This is a genomic window from Sulfitobacter sp. EE-36 (assembly GCF_000152605.1).
GTDB classification, from domain to species: domain Bacteria; phylum Pseudomonadota; class Alphaproteobacteria; order Rhodobacterales; family Rhodobacteraceae; genus Sulfitobacter; species Sulfitobacter pontiacus.
On sequence record NZ_CH959310.1, the window covers coordinates 2,755,294 to 2,771,801 of the forward strand.

Consider the following 16,508-nt stretch of genomic DNA (forward strand, 5'->3'; position numbering starts at 1 on the left):
GTGTATGTCCGCTATCATCGGACACACATGACAAAATTTTCTGATCTAAACCTTAATCCTAAAGTCCTGAAAGCCATTGATGAGGCCGGGTATGAAACCCCCACGCCGATTCAGGCCGGCGCGATCCCCCCTGCCCTTGAAGGCAAGGACGTCTTGGGAATCGCCCAAACAGGCACCGGCAAAACTGCCAGCTTTACCCTGCCCATGATTACCCTGCTTGCCCGTGGCCGCGCCCGCGCCCGGATGCCGCGCAGTCTGGTGCTGTGCCCCACGCGGGAACTGGCGGCACAGGTGGCCGAGAACTTCGACACCTATACCAAGCACCTGAAACTGACCAAAGCGCTGCTGATCGGCGGTGTGTCGTTCGGAGAGCAGGACAAGCTGATCGACAAGGGCGTTGACGTTTTGATCGCCACGCCCGGCCGTCTGATCGACCACTTTGAGCGTGGCAAGCTGATCTTGTCCGACGTGAAGATCATGGTCGTAGACGAGGCCGACCGGATGCTGGATATGGGGTTCATCCCCGATATCGAACGCATCTTCCAGATGACGCCTTTTACCCGTCAGACGCTGTTCTTCTCGGCCACTATGGCCCCCGAGATCGAGCGGATTACGAACACCTTCCTCTCTGCGCCAGAGCGTATCGAAGTGGCCCGTCAGGCCACCACGAGCGAGAATATCGAGCAAGGCGTGCTGATGTTCAAAGCCTCGCGCAAGGACCGCGAAGCGACGGAGAAACGCAAAGTGCTGCGCGCGTTGATCGACGCCGAAGGCGACAAATGCACCAACGCGATCATCTTCTGCAACCGCAAGATGGATGTGGATACGGTCGCTAAGTCGTTGAAAAAGTACGGCTATGACGCGGCTCCGATCCACGGGGATCTTGATCAAAGCCAGCGGACCAAAACACTGGAAGGGTTCCGCAACGGCGATCTGCGCTTCCTTGTTGCCTCTGACGTGGCGGCGCGCGGTCTTGATGTGCCGTCGGTCAGCCACGTGTATAACTACGACGTGCCCTCCCATGCCGAGGATTACGTACACCGGATCGGCCGCACGGGTCGCGCGGGACGTGATGGCAAGGCGATCATGATCTGCGTCCCGCGGGACGAAAAGAACCTCGAAGACGTTGAACGTCTGGTACAGCGCGAGATCCCGCGCCTCGACAACCCCTTGGGCGGTTCGGAGGCAAAAGCGGCCCCCGCGGCAGAGGCCAAGACAGCCGACGCCCCCGCTGCGAAATCCGATGACGCGGCTAAATCTGAAAAGCCCAAACGCACCCGCACCCGTAGCCGTAAAAAGCCTGATGCGGCTAAGGTTGACGCTGAACAAACAGAGACGGCGCAGGCGGACAGCCCCAAGGCGGACAAATCCGATGCCAAAGCGGACGCCAAATCTGACGCAAAGCCGCAAGACAAAAAGTCGGACAAACCAGCCAAGGAGTCCGCAGACAAGGCCCCTGCCCAAAAGGCAGACGCCGCTCAGGACGACAAACCCAACAACCGTCGCGGTGGCCGTGGCGGGCGCGGTGATAACAACCGCGGTGATAACAACCGTCAGCAGAACAACCGCAACGACAACCGCGTCGTCGGTCTGGGCGATCACACGCCCGAGTTCATCGGCCTAAGCTTTGCCGAGCGTCGCGAATAACCCCACGCACCACTGACAGAAACGACTAAAGGCGCAGAGCATCCTCTGCGCCTTTTTCTTTGTGGCTACCGCTTTGCCTTGCAGCAGCCCCGACGCGCCACACCCTGCCCCCACAAACGCAAAACGCCGCGCAGGGGACTGCGCGGCGTTTTCTATTTAGCGTGAGAGCGTATTAGCTCAGGCGGCTGACCACGATGGTAACCTCGGGCTTTTTGCCGATCTCATCGTTGGCGGACTGACGCACAGTGCGCTTCAACCCATCGTGCAGCTTGTCGTCGTCGCGTAGGGTCTTGGCGTTTGCACGGCCAAGGAACTGGGCCAGATCGGCTTCCAGCACGTCAACCAGCGACGTCTTGGACCGACCTTGCTCTGGCAGACCCATGGCATCGACCCAAGGATCACCCAAGGCTTCGTCATTCTCGTCCAGGATGACGGTCACGGTGACGTGGCCGTTCAGCGCCATGCGGATACGGTCGCGCACAACGCCGTCCATCGCGCCAATCTGGGTAGAGCCGTCAAGGTAGGTCCGCCCGCTGTCGACATATTCAACGACCTTGGGCTCGTTGCCCGACAGGTCGATCATCATGCCGTTGACGGCCAAAACACCCTTCATCCCCTTGGCGTTGGCGATTTTGGTGTGTTCACGCAGATGGCGGTGCTCACCATGCATCGGGATCAGAATCTGCGGCTTGACCACGTCATGCAGCGTTTCCAGATCGGGACGGTTGGCGTGGCCCGATACGTGATACAGACCCGAGCTGTCGTCGACGATATCAACGCCCATCTCGGAGAATGCGTTGATCACCTTGATCACGCCACGTTCGTTGCCGGGAATGGTTTTGGAGGAGAACAGGAACATGTCCCCTTCCTTCATTTCCAACCCCATGTATTTACCGCGTGCCAGCTGTGCCGACGCCGCGCGACGCTCCCCTTGCGAACCTGTCACCAGCAGCATCAGGTTCTCGCGCGGGATGCCGCGGGCTTCTTCCGGGCTCACGACCGGGGGGAAGTCCTTCATCACGCCGGTTTCAAGCGAGGCTTCGACCATGCGTTTCATCGCACGTCCCAGCAGCACAACCGACCGCCCTGCCCGTTCGCCCGCATCCGCCAGCGTCTTCACACGCGCGACGTTAGAGGCGAAGGTTGTCGCAACGACCATACCCTGCGCGGTGCCGAGCAGCTTTTCAATCTCTGGCCCGACGGTCGCTTCGGACCGGCCTGCATGCTGCGAGAAGACGTTGGTACTGTCACAGATCAGCGCCTTGACGCCGTCCTTGGACACGTCGGCCCAAAGTTCGGGGTCGTAGGGTTCACCAACACCGGGTGTCATGTCGATCTTGAAGTCGCCCGAGTGGATCAACCGATCGCCGGCCACGTCGATCACCAGCGACGACGATTCAGGGATAGAGTGGGACATGGGCAGGAAGCCCACTTTGAACGGCCCTACGGTCGTTTGCTGCGGCCAAGGGGCCACGGTGGTCACCGCATCGTCGGGGTGGCCGTATTCGTCCATCTTGCGCTTGGCGATATTGGCGGTGAATTTCCGCGTATAGATCGGCGCGCGCAGGCGGTCATAGGTATGGGCCACGGCACCGATATGGTCTTCGTGGGCGTGGGTGATGAAAATCGCCTCGATCTGGTCGCGGCGTTCTTCAAGCCAGGCGATATCGGGGATGATCAGATCCACGCCGGGGCTTGTGTCCATGTCGGGGAAGGCAACGCCAAGGTCGACAACAATCAGCCGCTCCTTACCGGGTTTCCCGTATCCATAAACATAGGCATTCATGCCAATTTCACCTGCCCCACCGAGGGGCAGATAGATCAATCTTTCGCTGCTCATATGACTAAGCGGTATCCTTGTTATAGTTATAAATCACGGTCAGGCCGTGCATCGTCAAATCATCTTGGTATGCATCAAACAGATCGACTGTCTGTTGAAAGAGCGGGGCCAGCCCGCCTGTGGCAATCACGCGCATTTCGCGGCCGCGCTCAGCCTTTATTCGGGCACATATCTCACGGACGAGGCCAACATAACCCCAAAAAATGCCCGATTGTATGCAAGAGACGGTATTTGTACCAATCACCGACTGTGGTTTCGAGATGTCTACATGAGGTAAGGCCGCTGCGGCGTTATGCAATGCCTCAAGGCTCAGGTTTACACCGGGGGCAATCACCCCGCCGATATAGGCCCCGTCCGTATCGACCACGTCAAAGGTCGTCGCCGTACCGAAATCGACAATGATCAGATCACCGCCATAAAGATCATGCCCCGCCACCGTGTTGACCAGACGGTCAGGGCCCACGGCGGTGCCTTCGTCAACGCGGACATCCACCGGTAGCAGGCAATCGGGTTTGCCCACCACAATGGGCCGCGTGTCAAAATAGCGGTCCGCCAGAACGCGCAGGTTGAACACCACCCGCGGCACGGTCGAGCTGATGATGACATCGGTGATATCTGCCTCGACGCCCTGAAACTTCATCAAGGTGCTGAGCCAGACGTAATATTGGTCAGAGGTACGCTGCCATTCGGTAGAGGTCCGCCACGTCCCGAGGAACCGCGCCCCGTCCCAGATCGAAAAGACTGTATTGGTGTTTCCGCAGTCAATCGCCAACAGCATGGCACATCCCTCCGCTCGCGCTTAGAAAAATACATCCGCCGCAGTGATGGGCACACGGCCTTTAGGGGTGCGCAGGATCAGGTTGCCTTGCGCGTCCACGTCTTCGAACACACCACGGGTTTCGTCCTTCATGGTGCGCGCGACGATCTCTTCGCCCAAACGCGCGGCATGGGACAACCACGCGGTACGGATGGGGGCAAAACCATAGGTCTGGAACTGGGTTTCCAGCTGCGCATATTCCGCCGCCAGCGCATCCAAAAACACCTCGGGCGGTACCACTTTGCCGGTCTCAGCCACGACGGAAACGGGGCGCAGGGCCCCTGCCTCGACCTGATCGGCACCGGGCGCATGGGCAAGGTTCACGCCAATTCCGATGGCCAGAAAATCACCGATGCTTTCCAGCAGGATGCCCGCGACCTTACCGCCATTCAGCAGCACGTCGTTGGGCCACTTGAGGGTAAAGGCCCCCTCGTCCCGCGTGGTGGCGACAAAGGCGCGGCGCAGGGCAAGCGAGGCGACAAAGCTGCGCAGTGCAGCAGTCGAGGGGCTTTCCGACCGGCGCATCATCAGCGTCGCAGCAAAATTGCCCCGTGGTGTGGCCCAGGACCGCCCGCGCCGACCGCGTGCGGCGGTCTGCTCCTGCGCGAGGATCCATGTGGACCCCGTCAGCTCGCTCGCTTGGCGTGCCGCCTCGCTCAGCGTGGAATCGACGCTATCGAAAACCTGCCGCCCGTAGCCATCGGGCCAAGACGCGTTTAGCGCCTTGGCCCCCGTTGCTCCCGCGGTGGAAGCGCCATTGTTCACCGATGTCACCGGCAGATCAGTTGATCAGCGTCGCCGCTGCAGAGATCGCAGCAGTTTCGACGCCAAACATGTTCAGGATACCCACGACCATGATCACGGCAGAGGCAACAACGAACCCCGACAGCAGGCTGCTTTTGCCCTCGTCCAGACGGTCATCGCCTTCGGCACCGAAATACATCAGGAAAACGATACGCAGGTAATAATAGGCACCGATGGCCGAGGCGACCGCACTGGCGACAACCAGCCAGACCAGCCCTGCATCCACACCCGCCTGCCAGACACCCAGCTTGGCGAAGAAGCCCAGCATCGGCGGCACACCAGCAAGCGAGAACAGCAGCACCAGCATCGCCAGCGCCTTACCCGGCGCGCGTTTGGAATACATGTTCAACGCCGAGATATCGGTGACCGGCTGGCCGTCTTTCTCCATCCCGAGGATGAAGGCGAAGGTGCCGATGTTCATGGTCACGTAGATCGCCAGATAGACCAGCATGGATTTGACACCCAGTTCAGTCCCCGCAGCAAGGCCGATCAGCGCATAGCCCATGTGGGCGATCGAGGAATAGGCCATCAGGCGTTTGATGTTGGTCTGACCAATCGCGGCAACGGCACCAAGGAACATGGACAGGACCGACAGCAGCGCGACGATCTGGCTCCAGTCGGCGACAGCATTGCCGAAGGCGTCATGCAGCACGCGTGCAAACAGCGCCATCGCGGCAACCTTGGGGGCTGTGGCGAAGAAAGCTGTAACCGGCGTCGGTGCGCCCTCGTAGACATCGGGCGTCCACATGTGGAACGGCACGGCCGAGACCTTGAACGCCAGACCAGAGACGACAAAGACGATCCCGAACAACAGGCCAATCGATGTCTGCCCTGCGCTTGCAAGGCTCATGACGCCCGCGAATTGCGTGGTGCCGGCGTAGCCATAGACCAGCGACACACCGTACAGCAGCAAACCCGAGGACAAAGCGCCCAGAACGAAATACTTCAGACCCGCTTCGGTCGATTTCACGCTGTCACGACGCAGAGAGGCGACGACATAAAGCGCCAGCGATTGCAGCTCGAGGCCCATGTAAAGGGTCATCAGGTCGCCTGCGCTGACCATCATCATCATGCCGACGACGCTCAGCGCGATCAGCACCGGATATTCAAACCGCAGCAGCCCGCGCTTTTTCATATAGGCTTCGGACATCGCCAGCACCGCCGCCGCGCTGAGCAGCATGGTGACTTTGGCAAAACGGGCAAAGCTGTCTTCGACGAACAGACCGTTGAAGGCGATGCGCGTGGTGCCACCGCTGGTCATACCGATCCAGATCGCCAGCAGCGTCATCACGATTGCCGTGGCCCAGACGATCACCCCCGCGGCGGCGTCCTTGTTGGTGTAGACCGCCCCAAGCAGTGCCAGGATCGCGAAAAGCGCCAGCAGGATTTCGGGCAGGATGACATTCAGATCAGCGGAAATCATCGCGCGGTCCTTTATTCTGAGGCCGTCTGGACAGCGGCACCTGCCGCCTCCAGGGCCGTATCATAGCTATCAACAAGGGCGGCAACCGATGGCCCGATCATGTCGAGCACCAGCGCCGGGTAGACACCCAACAGCAACGTCATTGCCACCAGCGGGGCAAAGATCCAGCGTTCGCGGCGCGACATGTCGGTGATGGTGCGCAGGCTTTCCTTGATCAGATCGCCCATCACCACGCGGCGATAGAGCCACAGCGCATAGGCCGCCGAGAAGATCACCCCGGAGGTGGCTACCGCCGCGACCCAGGTGTTCACCTGGAACGTGCCCATCAGCGTCAGGAATTCCCCGACAAAGCCCGATGTCCCCGGCAGACCGACGTTGGCCATGGTGAAGAACATGAACACCAGCGCATAGGCAGGCATCCGGTTCACCAGACCGCCATAGGCGTCAATCTCGCGGGTGTGCATCCGGTCATAGATCACGCCCACACACAGGAACAACGCCGCCGAGATGAAGCCGTGGCTGATCATCTGGAAGATCGCGCCGTCCAGGCCCTGCTGGTTAAAGGTAAAGATACCCATGGTCACGAAACCCATATGCGCAACCGAGGAATAGGCGATCAGCTTTTTCATGTCTTCCTGCACCAGCGCCACCAGCGAGGTATAGACAATCGCGATCGCCGACATCCACAGCACCAGCGGGGCCATCACATCTGCCCCCACAGGGAACATTGGCACCGAGAAGCGCAAGAAGCCGTAGCCGCCCATTTTCAGCAGGATAGCCGCCAGCACCACGGAACCGGCTGTCGGTGCCTGAACGTGCGCGTCAGGCAACCATGTGTGCACCGGCCACATCGGCATTTTCACCGCGAAGCTGGCAAAGAACGCCAGGAACATCATGGTCTGCAACCCGCCGACCACGGTGATCCCCGCAATCGAGAAGCTGTCGGAGGCAAAGGTATGGGTCAGCAAGCTGACCTCGCAGCCGCCAATACAGGTCGTGCCGGCATCCGCGTACATCATCACCATCGCCACCAGCATCAGGACGGACCCGAGGAAGGTGTAGAGGAAGAACTTGAACGAAGCGTAAATGCGGTTCGCCCCGCCCCAGATGCCGATGATCAGGAACATCGGGATCAGACCTGCTTCGAAGAAGAGGTAGAAGAGCACCAGATCCAGCGCCATGAACACGCCAAGCATCAGCGTTTCCAGCAGCAGGAAGGCGATCATATATTCCTTGACCCGCGTCTCTACGTTCCAGCTGGCGGCAATGACCAGTGGCATCATAAAGGTGGTCAGCATCACGAACAGGATCGAAATCCCGTCAACGCCCAGACGGTATTGCAGCCCCATCAGCCACTGCGCCTCGTCGACGAACTGGAACCCGGTGTTGGACGGGTCGAAGTCGAACAGGATGAACAGCGAGATCAGGAAGGTGACCGTTGTCGTGATCAATGCGAGCCACTTTGCATTGCGCCCCGCTGCGGCGTCATCGCCCCGCAGGAACACAGCCAGAATAAGCGCCGCAAAGCTGGGCATGAAGGTAATGATGGAAAGCAAGTGATGATCCATTAGTGTGCCCCCCCGCTCATCGTCATCCAGGTCACAAGGACCGCGATGCCGATCACCATGGCAAAGGCGTAGGTAAAGATATAGCCGGACTGCGCGCGCCCTGCCAGTCGGGTGAGGAACGGGATGATCCCCATAGCGACACCGTTCAGCGTGCCGTCGATCACATTGCCGTCCCCGCGCTTCCAGAAGAAGCGACCGATGGCCATCGCGGGTTTGACGAAGATCACGTTATACAGCTCGTCGAAATACCACTTGTTCAACAAGAACAGATAAAGCGGCCGCTGGTTCGCCGCCAGACGCGACGGCAGGGTCGGGTTCCAGATGTAGAACCACAGGGCCATCACAAGGCCAAAGACCATCGCGATGAACGGGCTGACCTTGACCCATGCCGGTGCGGCGTGGGCGTCGTCCAGAACGTGGTTGTCGGGTGCGATATACAAGGCCCCCTCGCCCGGTGCACCGGCGAAGGCGGGACCGTGGTGACCGGCATCGGCACCGTGCCCGTCTTCAGTGTGGTCGCCTGCGTCGGCGTGGCTGTCTTCCGCCCCTTCAACATGGGTTTCACCACCGGCGGCCATCTCGGCCATGGGGATGCCATAGAACTCGCCCACATCCTCGGCATGGCCAAAGAAGCTGTTGTACCAGATCATACCCGCAAAGATCGCGCCAAGGCTCAGCACGCCAAGTGGCACCAGCATGACCATCGGGCTTTCATGTGCGTGGTCATGGGTATGCTTGTCGCCGCGCGCCTTGCCAAAGAAGGTCAGGAACATCAGGCGCCAGCTGTAGAAGCTTGTCATCGCAGCCGCGATCACCAGCATCCAAAAGCCATACATGGACCCGCCACCCCAGGCGCTTTCGATGATCGCATCCTTGGACAGGAAGCCCGCGAAGCCGAAATGCGTCAACGGAATACCGACACCGGTAATCGCCAGCGTACCGATCATCATCGCCCAGAACGTATAGGGGATTTTCTTGCGAAGCGCGCCATAGTTACGCATGTCCTGTTCGTGGTGCATCGCGTGGATCACCGACCCCGCCCCCAAGAACAACATCGCCTTAAAGAACGCGTGGGTGAACAGGTGGAACATCGCGGCAGAATACATGCCAACGCCAGCGGCCACGAACATATACCCAAGCTGCGACATGGTCGAATAGGCGATGACGCGTTTGATGTCGTTCTGCACCAGACCGATGGTCGCGGCGACAAAGGCGGTGGTGGCTCCTAGGAAGGTGACGAAAGTCATTGCCTCGGGGGCGACCTCCATCAACGGAGACATACGGCAGACAAGGAAAACACCGGCCGTCACCATCGTCGCGGCGTGGATCAGCGCCGACACAGGCGTCGGGCCTTCCATCGCGTCGGGCAACCATGTGTGCAAAAAGAGCTGCGCCGATTTACCCATCGCACCGATGAACAGCAGGATCGCGATCAGGTTCGCGGCGTTCCAGTCGGCCCAAAGGAAACCAACGGTGGTTTCCGCCAGCTCGGGTGTTGCGGCGAAGACATCGTCGAACTTGATCGAGTCGGTCAGATAGAACAGGCCAAAGATACCAAGCGCAAAGCCGAAGTCACCGACACGGTTGACCACAAACGCCTTGATCGCCGCCGCATTCGCCGAGGGCTTCTTATAGTAGAAGCCGATCAGCAGATAGGATGCGACGCCCACGCCTTCCCAGCCAAAGAACATCTGAACAAGGTTGTCAGATGTCACGAGCATCAACATCGCGAAGGTGAAGAATGACAGATAGGCGAAGAAACGGGCGCGATAGGGTTCGGCGTCCGAGAAATTCTCGTCATGAGCCATGTAGCCGAAGGAATAGAGATGCACGAGGCTGGAGACCGTGGTGATCACGATCAGCATGATCGCGGTCAGACGGTCGAGGCGGATCGCCCAATCGGTCGACAGGCTGCCGCTTTCGATCCAGCGCAGGATCTGGATGTGCTGTGTTTCACCGTCAAACGAAAGGAAGACGATCCAGCTGAGCAGTGCAGCGAGGAACAGTAGACCCGTTGCCACATATTGGCCGGTCTTCTCCCCGATCAGCTTCCAGCCGAAACCACAGATCAATGCACCGACAAGTGGTGCGAAAAGAATGATCGTTTCCATGATCTTAGCCCTTCATCACGTTGACATCTTCAACCGCGATCGTACCCCGATTGCGGAAGAAGCAGACCAGAATGGCCAGCCCGATTGCGGCCTCTGCCGCAGCGACGGTCAGGACGAACAGCGTGAACACCTGCCCCACCAAATCACCCAGATAATAGGAGAAGGCGACAAAGTTGATGTTCACCGCCAAGAGCATAAGCTCGATCGACATCAACATGATGATGATGTTCTTGCGGTTCAGGAATAGCCCGAAAATGCCAATGACAAACAGCGTCGCCGCTACTGTCAGGTAATGTTCAATTCCGATCATGTCGTCCCTCGGTTCTTTTGCCCGTTTCAGGCGTTCTTTAGTTCTTGTCGCGAGATGTTTCCATCCCGATCCCGTCGCATCTAGAAAATGCTGTAGCCGCCCACGACCACGATCAAAATCACGACAAGCACCACAATTGTATTACGTGACATGGATCACATCCTTGATTGGGCAGGCCGCTTAAAGGCCCTGCCCGGGTTTCACATCATTCAGTTTCATCGCCAGCTTCGGATCACGCATCATCTGATCGACCACGTTCTGGCGTTTCACATCCGCACGGTGGCGCAGCGTCAGCACAATCGCCCCGATCATCGCGACCAGCAGGATCAGACCCGACAGCTGGAACAGCAGGAAGTATTGATCATAAAGGATCAGGCCCAATGCAGCGGTGTTGTGCACCTCGTCGGTGATCACCTGCGTGCGCAGACCTTCGGCGGCAGAGTTCGCATCCCACGCGCCGAACGCCATAACGAATTGCATCAGGATCACCAGACCGATCAGCAGGGCCAGTGGCATATAGCGCGCCATTTCGGCCTTGAGCTCGGCGAAATCGACATCAAGCATCATAACAACGAACAGGAACAGAACCGCGACCGCGCCGACATAGACAATGATCAGCAGCATCGCGACGAATTCGGCGTTGAGCAGCACGAAAAGCCCCGCCGCGCTGAGGAAGGACAGGATCAACCACAGCACCGAATGCACGGGGTTGCGGCTGATCACAGTGAACAGCCCGCCAGCGATCACGCTGATCGCGAAGAGGTAAAATGCGAAAACGCTCATGCGTCACCTTCCTTGTCATCCAAAACACCCTGCGCGATTTCCATTGCGCGGGTCATGGCGGGGATGCCGGCGAAAACCGCCATCTGCCCGATCGTCTCTATCACTTGCTGCTTGTGGGCCCCTGCCTCTACCGCGTGGATCACGGCCTGACGCAGCGCCACGTCATTCTGGGCACCCTGCATGGTCAGCCCCGAAATCGTCAGCAACATCCGTGTTTTGGCATCCAACCCGTTGGGGTTCATCGTATTGCCAAAAAACGTTTCCATCATGTCTTTGGGCATCTTGCCCATCATCGCCTCGAACCCTTTGGGGGAAAACGCATCCATTGCAGGAAAGGCTTTGGCCATATCCTGCATCTGACGCATCATCTCTTCAAAAGGGTTCTGGCTGTCGGTCATCGGTACGGCGCGTCCAGTTCAAGGTTGCGCGCGATTTCAGCTTCCCAGCGTTCGCCGTTGTCCAGCAGCTTGGCCTTGTCGTAGAACAGCTCTTCGCGGGTCTCGGTCGAGAATTCAAAGTTCGGCCCCTCGACAATCGCGTCAACCGGACAGGCTTCCTGACAGAAGCCGCAGTAGATGCACTTGGTCATGTCGATGTCGTAGCGCGTGGTGCGGCGGCTGCCGTCATCGCGCGGTTCCGCATCGATGGTGATCGCCTGCGCCGGGCACACCGCTTCGCAGAGTTTGCACGCGATGCAACGCTCTTCCCCGTTGGGATAGCGGCGCAGGGCGTGTTCACCACGGAAACGAGGGCTCAACGGGCCCTTTTCGTGCGGGTAGTTGATCGTCGCCTTGGGCTTGAACATATACTTAATGCCCAGCTTCAAGCCTTGATAGAAATCCTGCAGCAGGAAGTATTTCGCGTGACGGGTATAGTCGGTGTTAGCCATATCAGCCCCCTACTGTCCAACGGGCATAGATACCCCAGAACCAATCGAATTTCGCGGCGAAGGATACGAAGACAACCCAGAACAGGCTGAATGGCAGGAACACTTTCCATCCCAGACGCATCAGCTGGTCATAGCGGTACCGCGGGGTGATCGCCTTGACCAACGAGAAGAAGAAGAACACCAGCCCCATTTTGGCGACCATCCAGAAGATGCCGTCCGGCAGGCCGGGGATCGGCGACAGCCAACCGCCAAAGAACATCAGCGAGATCAGCGCGCACATCAGCACCACGGCGACCAGTTCACCGATCATGAACAGCAAGAAGGGCGTGGAGGAATATTCGACCTGATACCCTGCAACCAGTTCCGATTCCGCTTCAGGAAGGTCAAACGGCGGACGGTTGGTTTCGGCCAGCGCCGAGATAAAGAACAGGATCAGCATCGGGAAGTGCGGTAGCCAATACCAGTTCAGCAGACCGTAGTCGCCGCTTTGCGACAGCACGATGTCCCCGAAGTTCAACGAGCCAGAGCTGATGACGACGCCGATGATGATCAGACCGATCGACACCTCGTAAGAGATCATCTGCGCGGCAGAGCGCAGCGAGCCCAGAAACGGGTATTTGGAGTTTGACGCCCACCCGCCCATGATCACGCCATAGACTTCAAGCGACGAGATCGCGAAGACATAAAGGATCGCGACGTTGATGTTCGACAGAACCCAACCGTCGTTGAACGGGATCACCGCCCAGGCAACCAGCGCCATAACCAATGTGACCATCGGGGCCATGAAGAACACGGCGCGGTCCGCACCAGCGGGCACGACCACCTCTTTGACGATGTATTTCGCGAAATCCGCAAAGGATTGCAGCAGACCGTAGATGCCTACAACGTTCGGGCCGCGGCGCAGCTGTACCGACGCCCAGATTTTCCGGTCGGCGTACATCAGGAACGCAAGGGCAAGAAGCAGGGGAATCACAACAAGGAAAATCTGGCCAATAATCAGCAGGATCGTCCCCAGCGTGGTGTTGAAAAAGAAGTCAGCCATAGGTCCTCACACCGTCGGTATGCCTTTTTCCATGCAGTTCTGCACGGTCACTTCAGCATCTATTGTCTTCAAGCCCGCAGGCAGGCTCGGCGAGATGGTGTAAACAGCATCTGCGTGCCAGACACCACCCTCGATCTCAACATTTGTACGCACGTGGCGGGCAAAACCAAAGCCCCGGATCAAAGTATAGCGCGCCGCGGCACATTCCGCGTATTCCGCTACATTCTCGGATGACTGTGCTTTGGTCATCGCCACGTCGAACTGGACAAGATCCCCGTCCAGCAGTTTGGTTTCAACACCGCGATACTCGGGAATGAAATCTTCGGCCATGGGCGCTTGCGTCTCGCAGGCACCCAGAACCAAAGGCAACATCATCCCCAAAATCCTCACTCCGCCGCCAGTGGTTTTTCGCGGCGGGCTTTGGCGTTGGCCGAAAGCTCTGCCATCAACTGGCTAGCGCGGGCGATGGGGTTGGACAGGTAGAAATCGGCAATCGCAAAGCGCAACGGGCTGTCGCCCAGATCGCCTGTGGCCACAGGCCGCCATGCGTTTTCAGCAACCTGATCAATATTTCCCAGATGCGGGACATCAGCGACCAGCGCCTTGCGCAATGCTGCAAGCGAATCGAATGGCAGCTTGGCGTCCAGCTCGGCACTCAGCGCGCGCAGGATGGCCCAGTTTTCCTTGGCCTGACCGGGGGCAAAGCTGGCGCGCGCGGCAAGCTGCGGACGGCCTTCGGTATTGACGAACAAACCGCCCTCTTCCGTATAGGCGGCACCGGGCAGGATGATATCGGCACGGTGCGCGCCGCGATCCCCGTGCGAGCCTTGATAGATCACGAAGGGGCCAGCAGGAATGTCGCCCTCATCGGCACCAAGGTTATAGATCACATCAGCGGCCAGCACATCGTTGATGCCATTTTCAGCAACGGCACCGACATCCATCGCACCCACACGGGATGCGGCAGTGTGCAAGGCCATAAAGCCGGATTGCGTCGCCTCGGCCAGCGCCATGGCAGCGGCCAGAACCTCTGCCCCGTCTTCGCGCGCCAAGGCCCCCATGCCCACAACGATGACCGAGGATTTCTCGGCAATGTCGGCGTGGTCCTTTTTCAGCAGGTCATTCAGCAGCGACGGGCTGTCGCCCAGATGATCGTAATCGTAGGTCAGATCGACCGCTGGGCCCATCAGCGCCACATCCGCGCCGCGGGTCCATGCCTTGCGGATACGGGCGTTCAGCACCGGTGCTTCCACCGCGGGGTTCGCGCCGATCAGCATCACGGCTTGCGCGTGATCCAGATCTTCGACCGTAGCGGTCCCGACATAGCCCGAACGGTTGCCCGCAGGCAGCTTCGCGCCATCGGTCCGGCATTCGACAACACCGCCCTGCCCTTCGATCAGTTGTTTCAACGCATATGTCGCCTCGACCGAAGCAAGATCACCGATCAGACCGGCGACAGTCTTACCCTTCATCGCAGCAGCGGCAGCGGCCAATGCTTCGGGCCAGTCAGCTTTGCGCAGTTTACCGTTTTCACGAATATAGGGCGTGTCCAGACGCTGGCGGCGCAGACCATCCCAGACGAAACGGGTTTTATCGGAAATCCATTCCTCGTTCACGCCATCATGGTTGCGCGGCAAGAAGCGCATGACTTCACGGCCCTTGGTATCCACACGGATGTTCGACCCAAGCGCATCCATCACGTCGATCGATTCGGTCTTTGACAGTTCCCACGGCCGTGCGGTGAAAGCATAGGGTTTCGAGACCAGCGCCCCCACGGGGCACAAGTCGATGATGTTGCCCTGCAGGTTCGAATCGAGCGTCTGCCCCAGATAGGCTGTAATCTCGGCGTCTTCACCACGGCCGGTCTGGCCCATCTGGTGAATGCCCGCGACCTCGGTGGTGAAACGCACACAACGGGTGCAGGAAATGCAGCGCGTCATATGGGTTTCGACCAATGGGCCCAGATCCAGATCTTCGGTCGCGCGCTTCGGCTCGCGGTAGCGGCTGAAGTCGACGCCGTAGGCCATCGCCTGATCCTGAAGATCACACTCACCGCCCTGATCGCAGATCGGGCAATCCAGCGGGTGGTTGATCAGCAGGAATTCCATGACGCCCTCGCGGGCCTTTTTAACCATGGGCGAATTGGTTTTGACGACAGGCGGCTGGCCCTCCGGGCCAGGACGCAAATCACGCACCTGCATGGCGCAAGACGCCGCAGGCTTGGGTGGGCCGCCCACGACCTCCACAAGACACATCCGGCAGTTACCGGCAATCGACAGACGTTCATGGTAACAGAAACGCGGAATTTCCACCCCTGCTTCCTCGCACGCCTGAATGAGCGTCATCGCCCCTTCGACTTCGACTTCCTTGCCGTCAATGATGATCTTGCGGGTATCGCTCATATGCTTATTTCGCTCTCAGTAACGAACCGATCCGGCTCGATTTTTGGATTTCTGCACGCCCTAACGCACAATAGCTTTGCGGGTCCGAAGTATCGACCCCCTTCGCCTTTAAATATGCGGCCCCACGGGCCTTCATGCGCGCCTTTTCAGCATCGCTTTTGCGGTAGGCGTCAATTTCGTCCGACGTATAGCCCAAAGATTTCGCCGTATTGTGCACATTGTTCAAATAGCTGAGCGCGCGGATCATACGGGCCGAGATATCGGGGCATTCTTTGCGAATCCGGTCGGCCAGTCCAAGATCAAGCAGCGCATCATCAACAGCCGGTACATCACGCAGCGGCGGCTTTGCGGCGACAGGGCTGGCCATCAGGGCCACGGTTGTTACGGCGATCAATACGTTACGCATCTTACTCTCCTCATGTAGCGGGGCGGACTGCCCCTTGCTACACATGGGAACTGACCCCGATGTTATTCAATAACATCTCCGGATCAGCCATTTGCCAGCGGTATGTCGCGCAAACGGTCAGGAAGGGCAAGCCCCCTGAAACGTCAAAGCGTCGTCCACAAGGCGCAAATTCTCGGGCGGGGTGTCCGGCCCCACGACCCATTTGATATCCGAACTGCCATAGTTGGTCACACAATAAACCGTCGCTTCATAGCGCGCCGCTTCACGGGCACCGTTGATCGACTGCGACGCATTGCGCACCCGCAGGGTAAAGACATCGCGTTGCCCGTCGACTTTGCTCAGTTTGGTGCGGAAATATTTACCATCAAAGGCCAGACGGTCTTCGCGGGCGGTACAGCCGGCCAATACCGCGGCCGTTATACAAAATAGAACAATCTGCTTCATCTTCCCTCACTCTGCCGGTGTG

The 16,508-nt window shown here is 58.9% G+C and carries 16 protein-coding genes; 1 reads left to right on the forward strand and 15 read right to left on the reverse strand.

The window, feature by feature from the left end; genetic code table 11:
• The first annotated feature begins 27 nt into the window (after positions 1-27).
• Positions 28-1,647: a DEAD/DEAH box helicase gene (locus EE36_RS15925; RefSeq protein WP_039912313.1), complete on the forward strand. Its 1,620-nt coding sequence runs from the start codon at positions 28-30 to the stop codon at positions 1,645-1,647.
• 172 nt (positions 1,648-1,819) lie between these two features.
• Here the strand turns inward: EE36_RS15925 and EE36_RS15930 are convergent, their stop codons facing one another.
• From EE36_RS15930 to EE36_RS16000, 15 genes are all read right to left on the reverse strand, one after another.
• On the reverse strand, positions 1,820-3,487 hold the full coding sequence (locus tag EE36_RS15930; RefSeq protein WP_005853949.1) for a ribonuclease J: 1,668 nt from the start codon (positions 3,485-3,487) through the stop codon (positions 1,820-1,822).
• Between the two features lie 4 nt (positions 3,488-3,491).
• Entirely contained in the window at positions 3,492-4,265 is a 774-nt protein-coding gene (locus EE36_RS15935; RefSeq protein ID WP_005853951.1) for a type III pantothenate kinase, read from the reverse strand.
• Between the two features lie 21 nt (positions 4,266-4,286).
• Positions 4,287-5,069: a biotin--[acetyl-CoA-carboxylase] ligase gene (locus EE36_RS15940; RefSeq protein WP_039912315.1), complete on the reverse strand. Its 783-nt coding sequence runs from the start codon at positions 5,067-5,069 to the stop codon at positions 4,287-4,289.
• 16 nt (positions 5,070-5,085) lie between these two features.
• Complete coding sequence (gene nuoN / locus EE36_RS15945; protein ID WP_005853955.1) at positions 5,086-6,531, reverse strand: NADH-quinone oxidoreductase subunit NuoN; 1,446 nt, start codon at positions 6,529-6,531, stop codon at positions 5,086-5,088.
• An 11-nt stretch (positions 6,532-6,542) separates the two neighbouring features.
• Positions 6,543-8,099, reverse strand: a complete 1,557-nt coding sequence (locus tag EE36_RS15950) for an NADH-quinone oxidoreductase subunit M (RefSeq protein ID WP_005853958.1) — start codon at positions 8,097-8,099, stop codon at positions 6,543-6,545.
• Positions 8,099-10,210, reverse strand: coding sequence for an NADH-quinone oxidoreductase subunit L (gene nuoL / locus EE36_RS15955; protein ID WP_005853962.1), 2,112 nt, complete (start codon positions 10,208-10,210; stop codon positions 8,099-8,101). Before nuoL ends, EE36_RS15950 begins: the two co-directional genes overlap by 1 nt.
• 4 nt (positions 10,211-10,214) lie before the next feature.
• Positions 10,215-10,520 carry an NADH-quinone oxidoreductase subunit NuoK gene (gene nuoK, locus EE36_RS15960; RefSeq protein ID WP_005853964.1) on the reverse strand — a complete coding sequence of 102 codons (306 nt, stop codon included), beginning with the start codon at positions 10,518-10,520 and terminating at the stop codon, positions 10,215-10,217.
• A 180-nt stretch (positions 10,521-10,700) separates the two neighbouring features.
• Positions 10,701-11,303, reverse strand: a complete 603-nt coding sequence (locus EE36_RS15965) for an NADH-quinone oxidoreductase subunit J (protein WP_005853967.1) — start codon at positions 11,301-11,303, stop codon at positions 10,701-10,703.
• Entirely contained in the window at positions 11,300-11,701 is a 402-nt protein-coding gene (locus EE36_RS15970; protein ID WP_005853969.1) for a carboxymuconolactone decarboxylase family protein, read from the reverse strand. Before EE36_RS15970 ends, EE36_RS15965 begins: the two co-directional genes overlap by 4 nt.
• The gene (gene nuoI, locus EE36_RS15975; RefSeq protein ID WP_005853971.1) at positions 11,698-12,192 is read right to left on the reverse strand and encodes an NADH-quinone oxidoreductase subunit NuoI; all 495 of its coding nucleotides are present in this window, start codon (positions 12,190-12,192) and stop codon (positions 11,698-11,700) included. Before nuoI ends, EE36_RS15970 begins: the two co-directional genes overlap by 4 nt.
• Position 12,193: 1 nt before the next feature.
• On the reverse strand, positions 12,194-13,234 hold the full coding sequence (gene nuoH / locus EE36_RS15980; protein ID WP_005853973.1) for an NADH-quinone oxidoreductase subunit NuoH: 1,041 nt from the start codon (positions 13,232-13,234) through the stop codon (positions 12,194-12,196).
• Between the two features lie 6 nt (positions 13,235-13,240).
• Entirely contained in the window at positions 13,241-13,609 is a 369-nt protein-coding gene (locus tag EE36_RS15985; RefSeq protein WP_005853975.1) for a hypothetical protein, read from the reverse strand.
• 11 nt (positions 13,610-13,620) lie between these two features.
• Positions 13,621-15,636: an NADH-quinone oxidoreductase subunit NuoG gene (nuoG, locus tag EE36_RS15990; RefSeq protein ID WP_005853977.1), complete on the reverse strand. Its 2,016-nt coding sequence runs from the start codon at positions 15,634-15,636 to the stop codon at positions 13,621-13,623.
• Between the two features lie 4 nt (positions 15,637-15,640).
• Positions 15,641-16,042 carry a DUF5333 domain-containing protein gene (locus tag EE36_RS15995; RefSeq protein ID WP_005853978.1) on the reverse strand — a complete coding sequence of 134 codons (402 nt, stop codon included), beginning with the start codon at positions 16,040-16,042 and terminating at the stop codon, positions 15,641-15,643.
• Between the two features lie 117 nt (positions 16,043-16,159).
• Positions 16,160-16,486: a hypothetical protein gene (locus tag EE36_RS16000; RefSeq protein WP_005853981.1), complete on the reverse strand. Its 327-nt coding sequence runs from the start codon at positions 16,484-16,486 to the stop codon at positions 16,160-16,162.
• Between the last annotated feature and the right edge of the window lie 22 nt (positions 16,487-16,508).